17 protein-coding genes are annotated in these 23,440 nt (G+C 43.6%); 9 read left to right on the forward strand and 8 right to left on the reverse strand.

Annotation, left to right across the window (positions count from 1 at the left end):
- Nucleotides 1-267: 267 nt before the first annotated feature.
- The 3 genes from rpoB to VXQ11_RS13275 all read left to right on the forward strand — a co-directional run bounded on the left by rpoB (nt 268) and on the right by VXQ11_RS13275 (nt 9,294).
- Complete coding sequence (gene rpoB / locus VXQ11_RS13265) at nt 268-4,356, forward strand: DNA-directed RNA polymerase subunit beta (protein ID WP_064094971.1); 4,089 nt, start codon at nt 268-270, stop codon at nt 4,354-4,356.
- A gap of 175 nt (nt 4,357-4,531) precedes the next feature.
- Complete coding sequence (rpoC, locus tag VXQ11_RS13270; protein WP_064094970.1) at nt 4,532-8,722, forward strand: DNA-directed RNA polymerase subunit beta'; 4,191 nt, start codon at nt 4,532-4,534, stop codon at nt 8,720-8,722.
- 206 nt (nt 8,723-8,928) lie between these two features.
- Nucleotides 8,929-9,294: a hypothetical protein gene (locus tag VXQ11_RS13275; protein WP_064094969.1), complete on the forward strand. Its 366-nt coding sequence runs from the start codon at nt 8,929-8,931 to the stop codon at nt 9,292-9,294.
- A gap of 58 nt (nt 9,295-9,352) precedes the next feature.
- Here VXQ11_RS13275 and VXQ11_RS13280 read toward each other — a convergent pair whose 3' ends face one another.
- A complete protein-coding gene (locus tag VXQ11_RS13280; RefSeq protein ID WP_416706274.1) occupies nt 9,353-9,847 on the reverse strand; it encodes a DUF4442 domain-containing protein in 495 nt (164 codons plus the stop codon).
- A 117-nt stretch (nt 9,848-9,964) separates the two neighbouring features.
- On the opposite strand from VXQ11_RS13280, the gene VXQ11_RS13285 reads away from it, so the two are divergent.
- The 6 genes from VXQ11_RS13285 to VXQ11_RS13310 all read left to right on the forward strand — a co-directional run bounded on the left by VXQ11_RS13285 (nt 9,965) and on the right by VXQ11_RS13310 (nt 16,329).
- Nucleotides 9,965-10,846, forward strand: coding sequence for an alpha/beta fold hydrolase (locus VXQ11_RS13285; protein WP_416706247.1), 882 nt, complete (start codon nt 9,965-9,967; stop codon nt 10,844-10,846).
- Nucleotides 10,847-10,947: 101 nt separating this feature from the next.
- The gene (locus tag VXQ11_RS13290) at nt 10,948-12,312 is read left to right on the forward strand and encodes a Na+/H+ antiporter family protein (protein ID WP_064094966.1); all 1,365 of its coding nucleotides are present in this window, start codon (nt 10,948-10,950) and stop codon (nt 12,310-12,312) included.
- A 330-nt stretch (nt 12,313-12,642) separates the two neighbouring features.
- Nucleotides 12,643-13,248 carry an OmpW/AlkL family protein gene (locus VXQ11_RS13295; protein ID WP_064094965.1) on the forward strand — a complete coding sequence of 202 codons (606 nt, stop codon included), beginning with the start codon at nt 12,643-12,645 and terminating at the stop codon, nt 13,246-13,248.
- Between the two features lie 191 nt (nt 13,249-13,439).
- Nucleotides 13,440-13,784, forward strand: coding sequence for a lysozyme inhibitor LprI family protein (locus VXQ11_RS13300; RefSeq protein WP_144724228.1), 345 nt, complete (start codon nt 13,440-13,442; stop codon nt 13,782-13,784).
- A gap of 151 nt (nt 13,785-13,935) precedes the next feature.
- Complete coding sequence (gene htpG, locus VXQ11_RS13305; RefSeq protein ID WP_416706248.1) at nt 13,936-15,855, forward strand: molecular chaperone HtpG; 1,920 nt, start codon at nt 13,936-13,938, stop codon at nt 15,853-15,855.
- A gap of 291 nt (nt 15,856-16,146) precedes the next feature.
- Nucleotides 16,147-16,329 carry a hypothetical protein gene (locus VXQ11_RS13310; protein WP_416706249.1) on the forward strand — a complete coding sequence of 61 codons (183 nt, stop codon included), beginning with the start codon at nt 16,147-16,149 and terminating at the stop codon, nt 16,327-16,329.
- A 70-nt stretch (nt 16,330-16,399) separates the two neighbouring features.
- Here the strand turns inward: VXQ11_RS13310 and VXQ11_RS13315 are convergent, their stop codons facing one another.
- From VXQ11_RS13315 to VXQ11_RS13345, 7 genes are all read right to left on the reverse strand, one after another.
- Complete coding sequence (locus tag VXQ11_RS13315; RefSeq protein WP_064102181.1) at nt 16,400-17,509, reverse strand: hypothetical protein; 1,110 nt, start codon at nt 17,507-17,509, stop codon at nt 16,400-16,402.
- A gap of 92 nt (nt 17,510-17,601) precedes the next feature.
- Entirely contained in the window at nt 17,602-19,002 is a 1,401-nt protein-coding gene (locus tag VXQ11_RS13320) for a hypothetical protein (protein WP_416706250.1), read from the reverse strand.
- 10 nt (nt 19,003-19,012) lie between these two features.
- Nucleotides 19,013-19,192 (reverse strand): hypothetical protein, encoded by a 180-nt coding sequence (locus VXQ11_RS13325; RefSeq protein WP_416681146.1) that lies wholly within the window; start codon nt 19,190-19,192, stop codon nt 19,013-19,015.
- Nucleotides 19,193-19,440: 248 nt separating this feature from the next.
- Complete coding sequence (locus VXQ11_RS13330; protein ID WP_416706251.1) at nt 19,441-19,704, reverse strand: hypothetical protein; 264 nt, start codon at nt 19,702-19,704, stop codon at nt 19,441-19,443.
- Between the two features lie 605 nt (nt 19,705-20,309).
- Nucleotides 20,310-21,005, reverse strand: coding sequence for a DsbA family oxidoreductase (locus VXQ11_RS13335; RefSeq protein ID WP_064102183.1), 696 nt, complete (start codon nt 21,003-21,005; stop codon nt 20,310-20,312).
- Between the two features lie 199 nt (nt 21,006-21,204).
- Nucleotides 21,205-21,624 carry a GNAT family acetyltransferase gene (locus VXQ11_RS13340; RefSeq protein WP_064102184.1) on the reverse strand — a complete coding sequence of 140 codons (420 nt, stop codon included), beginning with the start codon at nt 21,622-21,624 and terminating at the stop codon, nt 21,205-21,207.
- A gap of 125 nt (nt 21,625-21,749) precedes the next feature.
- The gene (locus VXQ11_RS13345; RefSeq protein WP_191730317.1) at nt 21,750-23,267 is read right to left on the reverse strand and encodes an acetyl-CoA hydrolase/transferase family protein; all 1,518 of its coding nucleotides are present in this window, start codon (nt 23,265-23,267) and stop codon (nt 21,750-21,752) included.
- Nucleotides 23,268-23,440 lie beyond the last annotated feature (173 nt).

The raw sequence follows: 23,440 nt of genomic DNA on the forward strand, positions 1-23,440 counted from the left end.
ACAGTTAGTTAGCTTTTTAACCCCTAAACCTATGAAAATCGGGTGGGGATGATTTTTTTGTCGTGTGCAGAGAAAATTCATACAAATTAAAAATAAACATAATGAACAAACGCTTACCAATATTTTTCATTAAAAAAATATTGATAAGCGTTTTAATACCACTAAAAATTGCAGCATTTGTAAAGAGTGGTGGCCATATCGGCCAGCGTAATTCCTTCTGAGCCCGTTCTGCAGGCGGGCTTGGTTTACACTTTCCGAGGACTCCAGATGGCATACTCATATACCGAAAAGAAACGGATCCGTAAGAATTTTGGTAAATTGCCTAGCGTCATGGATGCTCCGTACTTGCTCGCGATTCAAGTCGACTCGTACAGAACATTCTTACAAGATGGCAAATCACCAAAAAACCGCGAAGATATCGGTCTCCAAGCCGCATTTCGTTCAGTTTTTCCTATTGAAAGTTATTCTGGCAATGCTGCTTTAGAATTTGTTGAGTATAGTCTTGGTAAGCCTGAGTTTGATGTACGCGAATGTATCCTTCGTGGCTCAACTTATGCAGCACCAATGCGTGTAAAAATTCGTTTGATCCTGAAAGATCGTGAAACGAAGTCAATTAAAGACGTACGTGAACAAGAAGTCTATATGGGCGAAATGCCATTGATGACGGATAACGGTACCTTTGTGATTAACGGTACCGAGCGTGTGATCGTGTCACAATTACACCGTTCACCAGGCGTATTCTTTGACCACGATAAGGGCAAGACTCACTCAAGTGGTAAAGTTCTTTATTCAGCACGTATCATTCCTTACCGTGGTTCATGGTTAGACTTTGAATTCGATGCGAAAGACCTGGTTTATGTACGTATTGACCGTCGTCGTAAATTACTTGCGACTGTAGTACTTCGTGCCTTGGGTTATAGTAACGAAAACATTCTCGACATGTTCTACGAGAAAGTACCTGTGTATCTTGACATGGGTAGCTACCAAATTGACCTGGTGCCTGAACGTCTGCGTGGCGAAATGGCACAGTTTGACATCCTGGACAAGGATGGCAAGGCAATTGTTGAGCAAGGTAAACGTATCAATGCGCGTCATGTACGTCAAATGGAAGCTTCGGGTCTTGAAAAACTTGCAGTACCTGATGAGTACCTATATGAGCGTATTACTGCTGAAGACATCCCATTAAAAGATGGTGATGTGATTGCAGCCAATACTGTATTAAGCCATGAAATTATGGTGAAAATTGCAGAAGGCGGCGTGAAGCAGTTCAATATTCTGTTCACCAATGATATCGACCGCGGTTCATTCATTGCAGATTCTCTACGTGCAGATACGACTACAAGCCGTGAAGAAGCATTGGTAGAAATCTACAAGGTTATGCGTCCGGGCGAGCCACCAACCAAAGAAGCTGCTGAAAACCTGTTTAACAACTTGTTCTTCTCTTCTGAGCGTTATGACCTGTCTCCAGTGGGTCGTATGAAGTTCAACCGTCGTTTGGGTCGTCCTTACGAAGTGGGTACAGACCAGAAGTCACGTGAAGTTGAAGGTATTCTCTCGAATGAGGATATCACTGATGTACTGAAAACATTAGTTGAAATCCGTAACGGTAAAGGTGAAGTCGACGATATCGACCACTTGGGTAACCGTCGTGTTCGTTCTGTTGGTGAAATGACAGAAAACCAATTCCGTGTGGGTCTGGTTCGTGTAGAACGTGCTGTTAAAGAGCGTCTGTCACAAGCTGAAACTGATAACCTGTCTCCGCAGGATTTGATCAACGCGAAGCCAGTGGCTGCTGCAATCAAAGAATTCTTTGGTTCAAGCCAGTTGTCCCAGTTCATGGACCAAAACAACCCGTTGTCTGAAATTACACACAAACGTCGTGTATCAGCGCTTGGTCCGGGTGGTTTGACACGTGAGCGTGCAGGCTTTGAAGTACGTGACGTACATCAAACTCACTATGGCCGTGTTTGTCCAATTGAAACACCGGAAGGTCCAAACATTGGTTTGATCAACTCGCTTTCTGTATATGCTAAAGCGAACGAGTTCGGTTTCCTGGAAACACCGTATCGTAAAGTGGTTGATGGTCGTGTAACAGACGAAGTTGAATACTTATCTGCTATTGAAGAAGTGGGTACTGTGATTGCACAGGCCGATTCTGCAATTGATAAAGATGGTCATTTAACTGAAGAATTCGTATCTGTACGTCATCAAGGTGACTTCGTACGTATGCCTCCTGAAAAAGTAACGCATATGGATGTATCTGCTCAGCAGGTAGTCTCTGTAGCAGCCTCACTGATTCCATTCCTAGAACACGATGATGCCAACCGTGCATTGATGGGTTCAAACATGCAACGTCAGGCAGTTCCGACGTTGATCGCTGACAAGCCGCTTGTTGGTACAGGTATGGAAGCGAACGTAGCACATGACTCTGGTGTATGTGTGATCGCGAAACGTGGTGGTCGTATCGAATATGTAGATGCGTCACGTGTGGTTATTCGTGTGAATGAAGACGAAATGATCGCAGGTGAAGCAGGTGTAGATATCTACAACCTGATCAAGTACACCCGTTCGAACCAGAACACTTGTATCAACCAGAAAGTTCTTGTGAACATGGGCGATAAAGTAGGTCGTGGCGATGTGCTTGCTGATGGTCCATCAACAGATGGCGGTGAGCTGGCACTGGGCCAGAACATGCGCGTTGCGTTCATGACCTGGAATGGTTACAACTACGAAGACTCGATCTTGTTATCTGAGCGTGTACTTCAAGAAGACCGTTTAACGTCTATTCATATCCAGGAATTGTCATGTGTTGCACGTGATACCAAACTGGGTGCGGAAGAAATCACTGCGGATATTCCGAACGTAGGTGAAGCTGCTCTGTCTAAACTGGACGAGTCAGGTATCGTTTACATCGGTGCTGAAGTAACTGCCGGTGACATCCTGGTTGGTAAAGTGACACCTAAAGGTGAAACGCAGCTTACTCCGGAAGAAAAATTGCTACGTGCAATCTTCGGTGAAAAAGCGGCTGACGTAAAAGACTCATCTTTACGCGTTCCATCGGGTACGAAAGGTACTGTGATTGACGTTCAAGTGTTTACACGTGACGGCCTTGAAAAAGACGAACGTGCTCAAGCAATTGAAAAAGCACAGCTTGATGCATACCGTAAGGACTTGAAAGAAGAGTTCAAAATCTTTGAAGAAGCTGCACGTGAACGCGTGATCCGTCTACTCAACGGCCAAGAGTCGAATGGTGGCGGTACAACTAAACGTGGCGACAAATTGTCTGAAGACGTGTTGTCTGGTTTAGAGCTCGTTGATCTTCTTGAAATTCAACCAGTTGATGAAGCAATTGCTGAACGTTTAACGCAAATTCAAGTGTTCTTGAAAGAGAAGGGCTTTGAAATTGACGAGAAATTTGCTGAGAAAAAACGAAAACTTTCTACAGGCGATGAACTGACTACTGGCGTATTGAAAGTTGTTAAAGTTTATCTTGCTGTAAAACGTCGCATCCAGCCGGGTGATAAGATGGCGGGTCGTCACGGTAACAAGGGTGTTGTATCTAACATCTTACCGGTAGAAGACATGCCACATGATGCCAACGGTGTACCTGTTGATATCGTGCTTAACCCGCTGGGCGTACCATCGCGTATGAACGTGGGTCAGATTCTTGAAACTCACCTAGGTATGGCTGCAAAAGGTCTTGGCGATCAAATCGACAAGATGATGAAAGAGCAACGTACTGTACTTGAGCTTCGTGATTTCCTAGACAAGATTTACAACAAAGTGGGTGGCGAGCAAGAAGATCTTGATAGCTTGACCGACGAAGAAATCTTGAAACTTTCTGGCAACTTGCGTGCTGGTGTGCCTTTGGCAACGCCTGTATTCGATGGTGCTGAAGAGGGTCAGATCAAAGAGTTGTTACAACTTGCAGGCCTATCTAGTACTGGTCAGACTGTATTATATGATGGTCGTACAGGTGAACGTTTCGACCGTCCGGTAACTGTCGGTTATATGTACATGCTGAAACTGAACCACTTGGTTGATGATAAGATGCATGCGCGTTCAACTGGTTCTTACTCGCTAGTAACGCAACAGCCGCTTGGTGGTAAAGCACAATTCGGTGGTCAGCGTTTCGGTGAGATGGAAGTCTGGGCACTAGAAGCTTACGGTGCAGCATATACGCTACAAGAAATGCTGACTGTGAAATCGGATGACGTTGAAGGCCGTACCCGTATCTACAAGAACATTGTAGATGGCAACCATTATATGGATCCGGGCATGCCTGAATCGTTCAACGTATTGACCAAAGAGATCCGTTCTTTAGGTATCAACATTGAACTGAAAAATGGTGACTAAGTAACCATCCAATCCCCCCAACCCCCTTGATAAAGGGGGGGATTTACTCCTCTTAAATTTAAGGGGAGTTTCCCGCTTAGAGATAGGCAGGATGGTGGGGGGATTACTCAGTTAAAAAACAATATTTGTGACCCAGTTGTTGAGTGAAAATCTCCACAACACACGGAGAAAAAAATTGAAAGACTTGCTCGATATCATGCGCAAAAAGACGGATTCAGACGGTCATGCTCCTGTAGAGTTTGATCGCATCCGTATTGGTCTTGCGTCACCAGAAATGATTAAGTCATGGTCTCACGGTGAAGTTAAAAAGCCAGAAACCATTAACTATCGTACGTTCAAGCCTGAACGTGATGGTTTGTTCTGTGCCAAAATCTTTGGTCCAGTAAAAGATTATGAATGCTTGTGTGGTAAATACAAGCGTATGAAATACAAAGGCGTCATTTGTGAAAAATGTGGCGTTGAAGTGACTACTGCGAAAGTTCGTCGTGAACGTATGGGTCATATTGACCTTGCTTCACCGGTTGCGCACATCTGGTTCTTGAAATCATTACCAAGCCGTATCGGTCTTCTTTTAGACATGACGCTGCGTGATATTGAACGTGTATTGTATTTCGAATCTTATGTAGTGACCGATCCGGGTATGACTCCATTTGAGAAATACCAGCTTCTAAACGATGAAGAATACTTCAATGCATTAGAAGAACACGGTGATGAATTCACAGCGAAAATGGGTGCTGAAGCGGTTCAAGACCTGTTGAAAGACATCGATCTTGAAGCTGAAATTGCGCGTCTGCGTGAAGAAATTCCTGTTACGACGTCAGAAACCAAGCTGAAAAAAGCATCTAAGCGTTTGAAGTTGATGGAAGCATTCAACGATTCAAACAACAAGCCAGAATGGATGGTGTTGACTGTACTTCCAGTTCTTCCACCAGACCTTCGTCCGCTTGTACCACTTGAAGGTGGTCGTTTCGCGACTTCTGACCTAAACGATCTTTACCGTCGTGTGATCAACCGTAATAACCGTTTGAAGCGTCTTCTTGACCTTGCTGCGCCAGACATCATCGTACGTAACGAAAAACGTATGTTGCAAGAGTCTGTAGATGCATTGCTGGATAACGGTCGTCGCGGTCGTGCAATTACCGGTTCGAACAAGCGTCCGCTTAAATCTTTGGCAGACATGATCAAAGGTAAACAGGGTCGTTTCCGTCAAAACTTACTTGGTAAGCGTGTTGACTACTCTGGCCGTTCGGTAATTACTGTTGGTCCAAACCTGCGTTTGCACCAATGTGGTCTTCCGAAAAAAATGGCACTTGAACTGTTCAAGCCATTTATTTTTGCGAAACTACAGGCATCTGGTCAAGCAACCACCATTAAAGCTGCGAAGAAAATGGTTGAGCGCGAAACCCCAGAAGTTTGGGACGTACTTGCTCACGTGATTCGTCAACATCCAGTGATGTTGAACCGTGCACCCACTCTTCACCGTCTGGGTCTTCAAGCATTTGAACCGATCCTGATCGAAGGTAAAGCGATCCGTCTACATCCACTCGTATGTGCTGCGTTTAACGCCGACTTCGATGGTGACCAGATGGCGGTACACGTACCATTAACACTTGAAGCTCAGCTTGAAGCTCGTGCGTTAATGATGTCGACAAACAACATCTTGTCTCCAGCGAACGGTGAGCCAATCATCGTACCGTCTCAGGACGTTGTCTTGGGCTTGTATTACATCACGCGTGATGCAATCAATGCCAAAGGTGAAGGCATGGTGTTCGCGGATACTCACGAAGTAAACCGTGCACTGGCGACTGGTCAGGTTGATCTACACGCTCGCGTTAAAGCACGTGTACACCAGACTGTGATCGACGAAGATGGTAACCGTGAACAGCAAACCATTATTGTAGATACGACGCCTGGTCGCTGCCTACTTTGGGAAGTTGTGCCTGAAGGTATGGATTTCCAGCAAATTAACGTTGAGATGACCAAGAAAAACATCTCGAAGTTAATTAACTCTTGCTACCGTAAATTGGGTCTGAAAGATACTGTTATCTTCGCTGACCAATTGATGTACTTGGGCTTCCGTCAAGCGACGCGTTCAGGTGTATCTGTCGGTATGGAAGACATGGTTATTCCACCGCAAAAACAAGCAATTATTGGTAAAGCGGAAGCTGAAGTTCGTGAAATCGAACAACAGTTCGAACAAGGTTTCGTAACTGCCGGCGAACGTTATAACAAAGTGGTCGATATTTGGGCGCGTACCAATGACCAGGTTGCTAAAGCGATGATGGACAACTTGTCTTTCACCACTGTGAAGAACAAACAGGGTGAAGACGAGAAGCAAAAATCATTCAACTCGATCTACATGATGTCTGACTCGGGTGCCCGTGGTTCGGCAGCTCAGATTCGTCAGTTGGCGGGTATGCGTGGTTTGATGGCGAAGCCGGATGGCTCGATCATTGAAACCCCAATTAAAGCGAACTTCCGTGAAGGTTTGACCGTACTTCAGTACTTCATCTCGACACACGGTGCGCGTAAAGGTTTGGCCGATACAGCACTTAAGACTGCAAACTCTGGTTACCTGACTCGTCGTCTGGTAGACGTTGCGCAGGACTTGGTCATTACCGAGCCGGATTGTGGTACCTTCGACGGCCTAGTGATGACTCCGTTCATTCAGGGTGGTGATGTCATCGAGAACCTGGGTGCACGAGTATTGGGTCGTGTAGTTGCTGAAGATGTCAAGAAAGTGGGTACAGATGAAGTTCTGCTTCCACGTAATACTTTAATTGACGAGAAACTGGCTGCGTTTATTGAAAGCCAGGGTGTCGACGAAATTAAAGTGCGTTCAGTCGTGAACTGTGCATCTACCTTCGGTGTATGTGCGAAATGTTACGGTCGTGACCTGGCACGTGGTCATCAGGTGAACCCAGGTGAGTCTGTTGGTGTTATGGCAGCTCAATCGATTGGTGAACCAGGTACACAGTTAACGATGCGTACCTTCCACGTGGGTGGTGCTGCGAGCCGAACTTCTGCTGCAAACAGCGTACAGGTTCGTAACCAGGGTACAGTACGTTTCCATAACGTGAAAACCGTACAACATGCCAAAGGTCACTTGGTATCGACTTCACGTTCAGGTGAAATCGGTATTGCGGATGACTTAGGTCGTGAGCGTGAGCGCTATAAAATTCCATACGGTGCATCTATCTTGCTCAAAGATGGCGAAGCTGTAGAAGCAGGCGGTATCGTGGCGACTTGGGATCCGCATACACATCCATTGGTAACAGAAGTTGCTGGTAAAGTGCGTTTCAGCCAGATTGCTGATGGCGTGACGGTTACTTCTAAAACTGATGATGCAACAGGTATGTCAACCATCGAAATCTTGCCAGTGACTTCACGTCCTGCGTCAGGTAAAGATTTGCGTCCTGCTGTTGTGTTAGACACAGTCGATGGTGGTGAGCAGTTCTACTTCCTGCCACAAAACACGATTCTTTCTGTTCGCGATGGCGAAACAATTGGTGTCGGTGACGTAATCGGTCGTGTCCCACAAGAATCTTCACGTACTCGTGATATTACCGGTGGTCTGCCACGTGTAGCTGACTTGTTCGAAGCACGGAAGCCGAAAGAGCATGCAATCCTTGCAGAAGTGTCAGGTGTTGTGAGCTTTGGTAAAGAGACCAAAGGTAAGAACCGTCTGGTGATTACGCCGGATGATGGCTCTGAAATCTATGAAGAGCTGATTCCGAAATGGCGTACCATTAACGTGTTCGAAGGCGAGCATGTAAACCGTGGTGAGACGATTTCTGATGGTCCACAAAACCCGCATGACATTTTACGTCTGAAAGGTGAAGTGGCATTGACGAATTACATCGTGAACGAAGTTCAGGACGTATACCGTCTGCAAGGTGTAAAAATCAACGATAAGCATATTGAAGTCATCGTACGTCAAATGCTACGTAAAGTTGATATCACTGACGGTGGCGATACCAGCTTCATCAAAGGCGAACAAGTGGATTACATCCGTGTTGTTCAGGAAAACCAAGCAGTTCTTGCGCAAAACAAGTTCCCTGCGAAGTTTGAACGTCAATTGATGGGTATTACCAAAGCGTCGCTTTCTACTGACTCGTTCATCTCTGCTGCATCGTTCCAGGAAACCACACGTGTGTTAACTGAAGCGGCTGTAACAGGTAAAGAAGATGATTTACGCGGCTTGAAAGAGAACGTGGTTGTAGGTCGTCTGATCCCAGCAGGTACAGGTTTGGCTTACCACTTAGAGCGTCGTCGTCAAGAAGCAGAAGCTGCAGAATTTGAACTGCATAATAACTTCTCTGATGTAGACCAAGCTTTAAGCCAGGCATTTAACGAAGAATTCTAATTCAAGTTAAAGCTTAAAAAAGAGACGCCTTCGGGCGTCTTTTTTTATACAAAACTCATCCAGATAGCTTCCTCAACATGGGAATTATCCACTGATATTTACAAAAATCAGCAGGAATACCGAGAGAAATAACACGCTACAGATTTTAGTTCCATAAAATGAAGATAAGCTTAATTAAAACAAGACAAGACAGGAAGGCCAAGGTCATGAAAAAGTTAATCGGTGTTATGGCAGTTGCCACGCTTTCCACCTTTATGTTGGCAGGTTGTGAAAACATGTCGAGCAAAAATCAACGTATTGGTGCTGCTGCCTTAGGTGGTGCCGTCGGTGGTGGCGTAGGTAATAGTGTCGGCGGTGGTGTCGGTTCTGCGATTGGTGGTGGTGCCGGTGCTGCAGTAGGCAGTAAATCCCAAGGTGGTTCCAACCGTAATGCAACCTATAGTGGTGTAGGTGGTGCGGTAGGCTCAGCAGTCGGTAAAAGCATCTTTGGTGGCAATGCTGGTGCTGCCATCGGTGGCGCCATCGGTGGTGGTGCCGGAGCTGCCATTGAACAGGATAACCGTCGTCGTTAAGTCCTGTTTCACTTGTAAAATAATCTAAATTTAAAAGCGCCATATGGGCGCTTTTATCTTATTTGACAGATAGGCTTTTCCCTTTGCTCTGTTTTCGCCGGATATAAACCGTTTTCTCTACTTCCGCAATCCTGACCCCGGCTTCATCATAGATATTTAGCTGATAATTGCGGTATACAGGTGCATTGTTGGCCGCCAAATTGATAATTGTGCTGATTTCTTCAGCAGAGATCCGGATGTCCGCGATCACGGTGCCGCGGCCAGGAGCCAAAAACTGAATACTGGCACCTTTATCCCAGACCAGATATTTCGGCCCCAAATGATGCATCAGCAGTAACATATAAAAAGGATCGACCATCGAATACAGGCTGCCACCAAAATGTACGCCGACAATATTCTGGTTTTTACGGGTTAGCGGCATTTTGACCCGCACGTGATAATTATTAAAATCAATCTTATCAATTTCGATACCTGCACCCCGATAAGGAGCATAGCGGTTCAAAATAAATTTTGATACCAGCGGCAGTTTTTGAATTTTCTGGAACAGGTTCATACTGACATTCTTTTTGTGGCTTTGATTATGCATACTAGAGCAACAAAAATGCGCTAGCATTGATCAATCATGCCGATTTATAAACTAAGCGGTCAATAACAAGAACAGGATTAAGAGATGGAAATGCAAACACAATGGGTCGATACCACGGATCAGCAGCGGCTCTGTGTCAGAACTTATGGACAGCCCACACAGCCGGCATTGGTGCTGGTTCATGGCTATCCCGATCATCAGATGGTTTGGGAGCCAGTCATTCATTATTTAACTCAGAACTACTTTATTGTGACCTATGATGTACGTGGTGCAGGTGAGTCCAGTATTCCTAAAAAAATCTCGGATTACCGTCTGGCACGTTTAAGTCAGGATCTGGAAGAAGTAGTGAATAAGGTATTGCCGAATCGAGCTTTTCATCTGGCTGCACATGACTGGGGCTCAATTCAGTCTTGGGAATCTGTCACAGATTTTAGATTCAAAGGCCGAATTTTGTCTTATAGCACGCTGTCCGGCCCCTGTCTGGACCATGCAGCTTTCTGGATGCGCGAACAGTTCCAGCAAAACAGAACAAAATTCTTAAAGCAGATGAGCAAGTCCTGGTATATCGCGGTGTTTCAGCTGCCCTGGGTGGCACCTTTGGCCTGGAATTTTTTTAATCCGCAGCGTTGGGCCAAGATCGTTGAGCAACTGGAAAAACGCGATGATCTGCCGCTTAATCCCTATATTGTCAAAGATGGAAAATATGGTGTGAATCTGTATCGGGCTAACTTTTTGCCACGTTTAGCTCAACCACGGCAGCGCTTTGCAATCTGTCCTGTACAAGCGATTGTGTTGCAAAATGATAAGTTTGTCGGCCCTGATCTGATCGATGAAGTGTCTAAATGGGTGGATGATTTTTCGAGAGTAGAATTGGCTGCCAATCACTGGGCGATTCTGAGTCAGCCAGAGCAAGTTGCTCAATTAATTGATTATTTTATTCAGAAGACGTCTGCGGTCACTGATTGATAAGCCGCTTTGTGAAGCATGACCCGGCGAGGGGAAAGTGGCGGAATTTTTATCCGTATTTTCTGATAAAATAGCGGCTTTCTCTCTATCTCCGATTCATTATGTTCGCAATTCTTGCTGCTATTGGAGTCATGTTTGGACTCTCATTGGCACGTGTACCTGTGGTTTTTGCCCTGGTCATTGGTGCTGTTACAGGTGGTTTATTGGCAGGTCTTGGTCTGCAGGGTACCTTAGACGCATTTAACAATGGTTTGGGTGGTGGGGCCAAAATTGCCTTGGCTTACGGTATTCTAGGTGCATTTGCTTTGGCCTTGGCACGTTCGGGTTTACCGGATTTACTGGCCTATAAAATGATTAGCACCTTAAAGGGTGAGGCGGATTTTAAAGCACAGAACCGGATGAAATATCTGATCTTTTTCACCGTCGCTATTGCTGCCGTGTTCTCGCAGAATGTCATTCCTGTGCATATTGCTTTCATTCCGGTACTGATTCCACCGCTATTGATTGTATTTAACCATTTACAGCTGGATCGCCGTCTGGTGGCCTGTCTGCTAACCTTTGGCTTGGTTGCAACCTATATGCTGATTCCAGTGGGTTTTGGTGCGATCTTCCTGAATGATATTCTGGGTTATAACATCAATACTTTTGGTAAGCCTTATGGTTTTGAAATCAGCTATGACCAGATTCCATCTGCCATGGCGATCCCGGTATTTGGAATGTTCGTTGGCTTATTGGTGGCTATATTTATCAGCTATCGTAAACCGCGTCAGTACAAAGACATTCAGATTGAAAAGCCGCAAAGTATTTCATCTGAACTCGGGGTAGAGCCACAGCTTAAACCTGAAATTTCGAAATTCACTATCTGGATGGCCGGTCTGGCTGTTATTTTAACCCTGGTAGTGCAACTGTACTCAGATTCAATGATTCTAGCAGGTCTGGTCGGTGTGGCAATTCTCAGCTGTGCCGGTATTTTCAAGTGGAAAGAAGCGGATGATGTGATCATTACCGGTATGCGCATGATGGCGCTGGTCGGTTTTATCATGATTGCAGCACAAGGTTTTGCAGCCGTGATTGAAGCCACCAATCAGGTGCCTGCGCTGGTCGAGGCATCGGTCCACTGGATTGGTAATAGTCAGGCACTGGCCGCATTTTTGATGCTGCTGATCGGTCTGCTGATTACCTTAGGTATTGGTTCGTCTTTCTCAACCATTCCGATTCTAGCGATTATCTATGTGCCGCTTTGTATCCAGTTCGGTTTTAGTCCTGCAGCGACTATTGCGATTATCGGGACTGCAGCAGCTTTAGGTGATGCCGGTTCACCAGCATCGGATTCAACTTTGGGTCCGACTTCGGGTTTAAACATGGATGGTCAACATGACCATATGAAAGACAGCGTAGTCCCTACCTTTATTCATTTTAATATTCCACTGATCATTTTTGGCTGGATTGCAGCTATGGTCCTCTAAGGAAATTCTAATCTGCCCTGATATAGATCAGGGCAGATTCATCTGGATTTAAAATAAATTATAAGATGTATTTTAAATATTTTTATTAAAGATTAAATTAATATAAACCTGATTGTTTTACTCTGAATAAAGCCTGTTAATCTGATTAATTTACTTGGTATTTAAAACCAACCTTTCCAGTCAATTTAAAATAAATTTAAAGTTAAAACAATATCTTAAATAATAATTGAAAATTAGTTTTATAATCTGTATTGCATATTATTTTCTATCGTGTTTATTATTAATTAGGGTTTATTTTTTAATAATTATTCTTCCAGTGGGGTGTTTAAAATGTTAAAGCAAATTACTTTAATTGCATTAATGGGTCTTTCTGCATCTGCGATGGCAGGTCCGTGGCAAGTTAAAGTGGGTGCGAGTTCTTTGGCACCAACAAGCGATACTGAAATTGCACCAGGTTTAGTCGTAGAAGCCGATCAGGAATATGGTTTTACTCCTTCTGTTGAATATTTCTTCAATGACAATATTTCGGCAGAATTATTATTGGCTGCCCCGTTTAACCATGACATTTCTGCTCAGGGTCTAGGGAAAATTGCCAAGATTAAGCATCTTCCACCAACCATTACCGCAAAATATCACTTTAAAAACTCTACACGTTTTACGCCATACGTAGGTTTGGGTGGAACAGCCTTTATTGCTTGGGATGAAGAAGGTGCAGCAAAAGACGTCAAAGAGGAATTTGGTATTGCTGGACAAGTCGGTTTTAACTATCAACCGGCAGATGCTAAAAACTGGGGTGTGTTTGTAGATGTGCGTTATGCGGATTTGAGTCCTGAAGTGACTTTAGATGATGCAACAGCTGCAGCAGTTGGAAAATCTAAATTTAATTTAGATATTGATCCGATTGTTTATACATTGGGTTATAGCTACAAATTCTAAAAAGTTTAAGCTTCCACATTCCTGGATTGATTTTCCAATAGCCTCATCTTGTATGAGGCTTTTTTTTCAAAATAACAACGATTTATAACGTGTTGAAATTGAGCAGATCGGCAATGTTCAACTATATTAAAACGAATAAAGTAAACATTAATTGAATACGACTTAATAATTGAATAATAAGGAAGATCAGCATGAAGTTTTTAATCCAAGGTATTGTGATCTTCTCCAGTCTGCTGGCAGCGTCTGCCTATGCAGCAAGCTTTGACTGTCAGAAAGCTGTAACTGGTACAGAAAAAACGATTTGTGAGCATCGACTGCTCAATGATGCCGATGTCAAGATGAGCACCAGCTACCATATTTTACGCCGTATGGTACCGATGGGAACGCGCTCGGTGATTCAGCGCGATCAGGTCAAATGGCTGCAGTTTCGCGACCGTTGCCAGGAATCGGTGTCTTGTCTGAGTCAGGTCTATAACATGCGTCAGCAGCAGCTGGACCTGCAGTTTGAGCGTATCTATAAAATGGGACCTTATTAAGATTCATTGATTCAATCTATTAATCTGATAAAGATAAAAAATCTAAATTTTTTTGAGAAAAAATCCACTTCAGACTATTGAAAATTATTGAACTCACTCCATTCATATAGGCAGCAGTTAATATCTGTATTTACAATAATAGGAGTGATTCATGAGCGATTTAAACGTACAAAAACACAGTTTCCAGGCCGAGGTAGCACAGTTACTGCACCTCGTGACCCATTCGCTTTACTCAAATCCTGAAATTTTCCTGCGCGAACTGATTTCCAATGCCTCGGATGCATGTGACAAATTGCGTTTTGAAGGCATTAATCATCCTGAATATTATGAAAATGATCCAGACCTACATGTTCGGGTCAGCCTTGATCCAGAAAATAAAACTATTACCATTTCAGATAACGGGATCGGCCTGAGCCAGCAAGAAGCGATTGATAATTTGGGGACTATTGCAAAGTCTGGTACCAAAGATTTTATGTCTAAACTGACTGGAGATCAGAAAGCCGATGCCCAGCTGATTGGCCAGTTTGGGGTAGGATTCTATTCAGGTTTTATCGTGGCAGACAAGATTACGGTAGAATCGCGTCGTGCCGGTACAGATGCCTCAGAAGGTGTGCGCTGGATCAGCGAGGGCACGGGTGAGTTCGAAGTTGAACAGATTACAAAAGAAAGCCGGGGTACCGATATTATCCTGCACCTGCGTGAAGATGCCCTGGATTATCTGCAAAGTTATAAAGTAAAGCAGATCATCAACAAGTACTCGGATCACATCAGCTTACCAATCCAGATGCAAAAAGAAGTCTGGCAGGAAGATGAAGCTGCTGAAGGTGAAACACCGAAAGGCGGTCACTATGTGAAGACTGATGAATGGGAAGCCATTAACTCGGCCAGCGCGCTCTGGACCCGTAACAAGTCTGAAATTAGCGAAGAGCAGTATATCGAGTTCTATAAAAACCTGACGCATGATTTTGCTGCACCTTTGGCCTGGGCGCACAATCGGGTCGAGGGCAGCACGGAATACACCCAGCTGCTTTATATTCCAAGCAAGGCACCACAGGATATTTTTACCCGTGAAGCCAAAGCAGGCATCAAGCTGTATGTCAAACGCGTCTTCATTATGGATGACGCGGATAACCTGATTCCAAACTATCTGCGCTTTGTACAGGGTGTAGTGGACAGTGCCGATCTTCCGCTCAATGTCAGCCGTGAGCTGTTGCAGGAAAGCCGCGATGTGAAAACCATCCGTGAAGGCAATACCCGCCGTATTCTGACCACTTTAGATAGCCTGGCAAAATCTGAAGATGAAAAAGATCAGGAAAAATTCAAGACTTTCTACCATGAATTTGGTGCGGTACTGAAAGAAGGTCTGGGTGAGGACTTTACGAACCGTGAACGTATCTTAAAGCTGTTGCGCTATGCTACCTCGACCAACGACGAAGTCAGCACTTCATTGGCGGACTATAAGGCACGCATGAAAGAAGGCCAGAAGGCCATTTACTACATCACTGCAGAAAGCCTGAACGCTGCGAAGAATTCGCCACAACTGGAACTGTTCAAGAAAAAAGGCATTGAAGTACTGTTGATGTCTGAGCGTGTCGATGAATGGGCCATGAACTTCGTACATGAATTCGATGGTACGCCATTGCAGAACGTGTCCAAGGGTGCAGTTGACCTCGGTGATTTGCAAGACGCCGAAGAGAAAAAAGCGCTAGAAGCTGCGGCTGAACAGTTTAAGCCAGTAGTTGAGAAACTGACTGATTCTCTCAAAGACAAAACCAAAGAAGTGCGTGTGACTACTCGTCTGGTTGATTCTCCAGCCTGTCTGGTCACAGGTGAAGGCGAGCTATCTCCGCAGTTAATCCGTATACTGAAAGATGCCGGACAGCCTGTTCCTGACATTAAGCCGATTCTTGAAATTAACCCTGAACATCCGCTGGTGAAAAAACTGGAAGGTTCGGCCCAGTTTGATGATCTGGCCAATGTGATTTTTGATCAGGCCATGATTGCAGAAGGGGGGTTGCCAGAAAATCCGGCTGAGTATGTGAAACGTATTAACAGCCTGCTGTTAGGTTAATTTTCTAGGCTTCAAAAATCCCTCTTCGGAGGGATTTTTTCATAGCTTGAATTCATTCCTGAAAACTTTAATTTTCTTTGCATAATTTTAAAAAGCGTGAGCTCATATAAAGAAATACCTTTAATTTTATAATCTTTAAATGGGATAGATTATTGAATATTAATTCATAATGGAGATTATTGAGATTGAAGAGTTCTTCATGAAAAAATCGCCAGTAATAAGTCTAGGTACAGATCATGCTGATCTCAATGAGTGCATTAGCTTTGGCCGACACGGCATCTAAGAAAAGTGTTGCATAATGATCATATTGGCTTTCAGGCATCGGTCAAAAAAGACGTACCAAAATTACAGCGTATCCAGTGTGCTAATCGTGTGGAATTCAATATGTCACAGATGGGGCTCATCCTTGCAAGAAAAGCGCGTATAGGGGGCAGCAATCGTCTTGTCTCCACGACACATTACTCTCCTGAATAAGCATTGATTTTATCCAAACATGAAAAAGCCCATATTTTATGGGCTTTGATGTTTTCAGGACAGTTTGGGTTTAGAAAATGGCTTCCATACGCACTAACGCACCCAGATAATGGCTACGGTTCAGTCGGTCATCATTCAGGTAGTTCAGGTCAGCCTGTACAAAAAACCATTCGCGTAGAAACGGCTGTCTCCAAGATACATAAGGGCCCCAGCGATTCAGACGCAGATCTTTATCCTCCAGATAACCGCCTGTATAGATACCGTAATTGAAGCGGTTTTCCTGAAAAAATTGATGCTGTCTGAAGGTGTAATTGTCCCAGGTCAGATCATCTTCCTGTTCATCCGCATAAGTCAGACTCAGCTGATTGGAAAAAAAGGCCTGATTGGGCCGGGCATGGATCAGCTCAAGATTGGTCCGCAGGTAGTTTTCACTCTGCAATCCATAACGGTAAATCTGTTCCGCATGAAAGGAGAAGTCATTCTCCATGGTCCAGTCTCTACTGATTTTGGCACGTGCATAGATATCATCGCCAGAACGTACCCCGAGGTCCAGATCGGTATCGAAAGGCAGGCCATCGGCGAATTCTGACCAGCGCAAGGCAAATGAGCTGTTGTTTTCACGGGTACGGCGAATATCCAGATTTTTATCCCTGGCATTGTCAAGATTTTCATTGGTAATGGCAGCATTGGTGTCCAGTTCGTTATCCAGACTGTCATCACCAAAAACCAGACTTAATTTCTGCTCCAGAGTCGGAAGTTTAATTTTTCCTCGAATTCTGGGCTTGATCTCATAAGTTTCATATTTGTCCCAGCTATTATCCAGAATGATTCGTAAAGTCGCATTAGCTGGCTGGTCTGGGTCAGTCTTGCCAAACCAGTTGTCAATTTTATGTGCGGTCCTGTCTGCCCATTCACGGATTCCTTTCTGCCTTTTATCGGCCCATGAGTTATTTTCAGTTTCTGTCATGGAGGGCACAATTGCTTCATCAGACTGTTCCGGTAAGATCGTAGGTGTCGCATCGATCAAGCGCGGAATCTGATCCAGTAATCCTGAATGATTTGGCTCTGTATCTGCCGGATTGTCAGGAGCATCTGCTACTGAATTTGCCCAAGACATACTACTGCTCATTCCTATACCGAGAGAGAGCAGTAAGATTGGAGTAATCCTGTTTATTTGCATGAGTTATTTGTTGCTCTTGTATTCTTATATCTAGCTGTAGTTTTCTAAAAAATGGCCTTGAAAAGCAAGTTAAAGCTACAAAATAACAGCAATTATTCAATCATTTGAGCCTGAATCTCCCGATAAAGATCCATCACTTGGATGGGCTGTGGCATTGATAAAATAATATTGTGAATATTCTGCCAATTTAGCTGTTTGTCACGTTGTAGCAACAGGTGCGGATAGGCCAGCTCATCTTCTGCAAGCGATATACGTGCTTCACCATGAATCACTCGAATTTTCTGATGTTCTTGTAGTAAAAGTATTGGGGTAGAAAAATCTGCAGCAGCTTCTTTAAATAAGATAAATTTCTGCTTCTGGATTAAATGCGCAAATATAAACGGGTAATAATCTGGCGATGTCCAGACCGTTTCTGCCTGTTGCAGGTAAGCTTTTGAAAAGAGCTCCACTTGCAGGAAACGGGTAGCTAAAGCAGACCATGCCAGTGATTTAATTGCAGCAGCCTGACGTTGATGCTGGGCCAGCCAGTGCTGGATGCAATAGTGTGCCTGCAACTGACTTGGTACGCCTAAAAGCATCAGATATTTGACAAACTGGCCTTGCAGATTCAATTGCTCAGCCACAAAGACCTGACGTGCCTGCCAGTTGTCTTCTGCGGCATAATATAGGGCAATATCCAGGTAGGCGGGATGTCCGTCATCGGGTGCCAGTTCTAAAGCACAGAGCCGTTGTATATTGGCTTCTTCTAAGCCCAAAGAGCGAACCTGGGCGATCATGCTACCTATCTGGATTTCTGCAGGAAACTGAATGAGTTCCATGGCTAGGCCCGGTTCTTGATGACTTATTGTTTCTGTTTCTGGATGAGGATTAAGATCCTCAAGTAGGGTTTTTACTTGAGTAGCTGGTTCATTAGGGTGACTTGATTCCGGCACTTGGATTATTGCTCTTGGCTGACCACGATGGTATTTGCTTTTTTCTTCCACTTTTAAGCTGCTTTCAGCCTCATTCAGGGATAGAGCCGGTACCGTCAATAATGGTGGATCTTCTTTCAGACAAGCAGACTGCTGCTGTTGTTGCAACAGCCAGATATAACATTGTTGCAGTCCCGCCCATGGACTGTGCAGGGCAGGAGAGTGGGGAGCCGGAATCAGCCAGAGCTGCCAGCCATGTTCAGGACGATGTAAAAGTGCCCAACCTGAATCCGGATGGGCATACAAGGCTTTTTCCAGCACCAGGCTTTCGATGAAATAACCCCGGAAGCTGAGATGATAGGCGGTATTTTCAGAAAACTGGTAGGCGACAAGCTCAGGTTGGGTGCGGGCTTTAAAAGCTAGAATCTGGGTTCTGAAAATAGGCTCATCACATAGATCAAAAATATCGCGTATTCTTTTTTTTGAGCGTGCAATTTCATACAAAGGCAGGGCTTTATACTCAAGTTGTCGTGTTAGTTGCTGTAATTCTTTAATTAATTGTGCTTTTTCTAAAGCATTCATTTTTAGATCTCTAGAGATGTTGCAATGCCTGATCCAGTGTGTGGGCGAGTATCATGTTGACTGCCAGTTCGACCAGCTTATATTCAGCAGAATTTAGATTTGTATGGCGTTCCACCATTTCAATTAAAAAATCAACAGAAATCGCCTGAGGCGGAATTTTGCCCTGTAGCAATGCTTGAAGTTCATGCATAGCAGAATTTCTTGATATCAGTATATTTATGCTGCAATTATAAGCAGGGATCACATAAAATAGTGATTTATTTTGAATATTTTATAAACAAAATTTTTAATAAAAAGTGATAAAAATCAATAGAAAAAAATCAGAATGAGAAATAGTCGAAATTTTTAGCTTGATCGGTTTTTAATCTGGATATGATTCACCTGATATTAAAACAGGCTGAATCAATCAGCCTGTTTTAATACAAATAGCTTCTGCTTTTAAGCTGTATATTTGGTGCCTATATTCGCAGAATCTGAATTTACTGTTTCAGCAGGCGCTTTGGTCGCCGGAAAATCTGGCAGATAAACGACTTGTGCTGTTTGCAGGGATGCCTGAACAGGGGTGGAATCTGAATTCACTGGTTCAGCAGGCGCTTTAGTCACCGGAAAATCTGGTAGATAAACCACTTGAGTCATTTGCGCTGATGCTTGAACAGAAAAAGCCATAATGATTGCTGCGAAAGCAAATTTAAGAGCATTCATAAGATGACCTCTAATATCAGGGCGTTCAATAACTTGAACATGGGAGAATATTTAAACTTACTGCGAGTAAAATAATAGCAAATCAGCCTGAATAGAAAATGATAGTTTCGGCAAATTTAAGCAGTAAATTTTAGATTAATTACTCTATAAAACAATGAATTAGTGGATTTAAATTATTCAATTTTTTACGATTTTACAGGGCATTATGCTTTGTTTTTATAGTCAGAATATGGATCTGGTTGAGTACTAAAAAAGCAGCTAGCTGTTTTTTTTAATATCACAACTTAAGGCTGATTTTCGAGATTCTACAATTTTTTAGGAATGGATTAAGCGGGACTTTTATTTATTTTCAGCCTGAGCGTTTTATGGGGTTTACAGAGCAATCCTAAAAGCTATGGCAATCAATTCATTGAGTAATCAAGACTTTTAGGCGGTAATTGAAAATATTCAGTTAACCTGAGTTGAGGTAGAGAAAATTGTGTTTAATGACAATAAAATTACGGATTACTCTGTCAATCTAAAGATGAATTCTTTGATGGAATAAATTTATAAAAAGCATAAAAAATCCCCATCTTGGATGAGGATTTCTCTAGTTGAATTGATCTTTATTCAGGCTTCACCGGAACATCACAGGTTTCTGTAGTACATTGATTGGCAGATGATTGTTGCTGCGGCTGCTCTAATGCTTTTTCAAGAACTTGCAGGAAAACTTCCTTAGGCTGAGCACCCGCCAAAGCAATGCGCTGATCAAAAACAAAGAAAGGGACGCCTGTGACCTTAAGCTGGTCATGGGCCACTTCCTGATCAAATTTAACAAAGTCAGCAAATTCATCCGAATCAAGAAGGTCATCAACTTCGACCGGATTCAGGCCAATTCGCGCTCCAACATCTTCCAGCGTTTCACGTTCACCAATCGGCAGGCCTTGAGTCATATAACTGTAGAATAACGCTTCCTCAGCTTCATTGCCCAGACCTTTGCTTTGTGCCAGATGAATCAGGCGATGTGCATTAAAGGTATTGCCTGAGTTGGCACCTTCCCAGTTAAATTCAATGCCTTCTTCTTTGGCCATCGCAGCAATATTGCGCTGCATCTCTTCGACTTCAGCCACGGTGCGGCCATATTTTTGCGCCAGACGCTCAGAGTTGGACACTTCCTGACGAACTGGTGCTTCAGAATCGAGCTGGAAACTGTGCCAATGTACTTCCAGTTCAATACCGGCTTCTTGTGCAGCAGCTTCCAAACGTTTTTTACCAATATAGCAGAAGGGGCAAACCACGTCAGACCAAATATCTACACGCATGATAAATCTCTATTCCATATTCTTTAGGAGTTATGGGGGCAAATCCTAAATTTTAAAGCCAAGGAATGCAAACCCTTTTTGATCTTCGGCTCATCTCTAGAAAATGTAGAATTAATCCATTTTCAAGTACACAGTGATTACTATTGCACATCAATTTTGTGATGCAAAGTAAGGGTGATTAAATAAAATTAGACAGGCTTTAATCTTGAATTAGGCGCTTACCTAAACAAATGACTTCAATTTCGTTATAGCCCAATTGTTCATAAAAGCTTTGTACATCAATATTATCTTTACGTATAAGCAGTTGAAGCTTTGGACAACCTAAAGCAATCAAACGTTTTTCTAGTTGTTGCACTAATGCCGTTGCAACACCATTACGTTGAAAATTGGGATGAACAGCCAAGTAGTTGACCCATCCGCGATGACCATCGTAGCCCCCCATGACGGTTGCAATCAGTTGGTTATCTTTGACCGCCAATAAAAACAGTTGATCGCGCTGTGCCAATTTACGAAAGATATCTCTTTCAGGGTTATTCCACGGACGGGTCAATCCGCACAGTTCCCAAAGTGCAATGACATCATCTAAATCGGATTCTAAATAGGGGCGAATAATAAACATAATTATAGTTTTGCATTTATTTTGAGCAATTTAGATTAATCGATTTTTGAGCCCTTGATAAGCCATGTTGAAAAATAAAAACCATAAAAAAACGCCCCGTAGGGCGTTTTTTTGAATGCAGTTAATTATGCAGTTTTTACCGCAGCTTCAACAGCAAGCATATGACCATTTTCTTCGAAATTTGAGTGCCAAGACAGCGCTTCACGAAGAAGGTGAGGCGTATGTCCGCCTTTTGCACATGCACGGTCAAAGTAATCATTCAATGCATCACGGTACATTGGATGTGCACAGTTATCAATCACTGCACGTGCACGCTCACGTGGTGCCAGACCACGAAGATCTGCCAGACCCTGTTCAGTTACCAGGATATCTACATCGTGTTCCGCATGGTCGATATGTGAAGCGAACGGTACCACAGAAGAGATGTCGCCACCTTTCGCGATTGATTTGGTCACGAAGATCGCCAGGTGGGCATTACGTGCGAAGTCACCTGAACCACCAATACCGTTCATCATTTTGGTACCACATACGTGGGTCGAGTTCACGTTACCGTAAATATCAAACTCAAGTGCAGTGTTGATGCCGATAATGCCTAAACGGCGTACCAGCTCAGGATGGTTTGAAATTTCCTGTGGACGTAATACCAGTTTGTCTTTGTATTGCTCAAGGTTGTTAAATACTTTCTCGCCGTATTTTGCAGAAAGCGTAATAGAAGAACCTGAAGCAAACTTCATTTTACCTGCATCGATCAATTCAAACGTACAGTCTTGCAGAACTTCTGAGTACATGATCAGGTCTTCGAAGTTTGAATCTTTCAGACCGGTCAATACCGCATTTGCGATTGAACCAATCCCTGCCTGAAGAGGCCCGAGGTTTTTCGGTAAACGCTCTTCAGCCACTTCTTTTTCAAAGAAAGCGATCAAATGGTTGGCAATGCTTTGTGTCTCATCATCTGGCGCAGTTACAGTAGATGGAGAGTCATGTAATTCGCTGTTAAATACGATACCAACAATTTTAGATGGATCGATATTGATCGCATGCGTACCAATACGCTCATCAACTTGAGTCAATGGAATCGCTTGACGCGTTGGACGATACGTCGGGATGTAGATATCGTGCAAGCCTTCAAATGCCGGGCTTAGGTTGGTATTGATTTCTACAATCACTTTTTCAGCAAAAATCGCAAAGCTTGCAGAGTTACCAACAGATGTCGTTGGAATGATGCCGCCATCTTCAGTAATCGCTACAGCTTCAATGATCGCAACGTCTGGTTTTTTCAACTGTAGGTTACGCATTTGTTCAACGGTTTCAGACAAATGCTGGTCAATGAACATCACTTCGCCATTGTTGATGGCTTTACGTAAAGTGTTGTCGACCTGGAACGGTAAACGACGTGCCAATACGCCGGCTTCAGTCAGTTGTTTGTCTAGATCGTTTCCTAGTGATGCACCAGTAATCAACGTGATCTTTAATGGATTTGCTTTTGCCTGTTGAACTAAAGCTAGAGGAACCGCCTTCGCTTCACCAGCGCGAGTAAAGCCACTCATACCCACAGTCATGCCATCTTTGATGAATTCAGCCGCGTGTTCTGGGCTGATGACTTTGTTGTGTAGGGAGGCTAAACGGATACGATCTAAAGACATTTTAACTCTCATTAATTCTTAAACTATGATACGGATTGTACCGCTCAAAAAAAGTATTGTGCATAGGTGTTAGGCTAAGGTCTAATTTTTTAGCTAAATGTAGGTATAATAAAAAATGATGATTTTTAAATTGTTGATTTAATGAAATATAAAATGAATTGTATAGAAAAACT

Origin of the sequence: Acinetobacter sp. 197 (genome assembly GCF_048148385.1) — a bacterium.
GTDB lineage: Bacteria > Pseudomonadota > Gammaproteobacteria > Pseudomonadales > Moraxellaceae > Acinetobacter > Acinetobacter pecorum.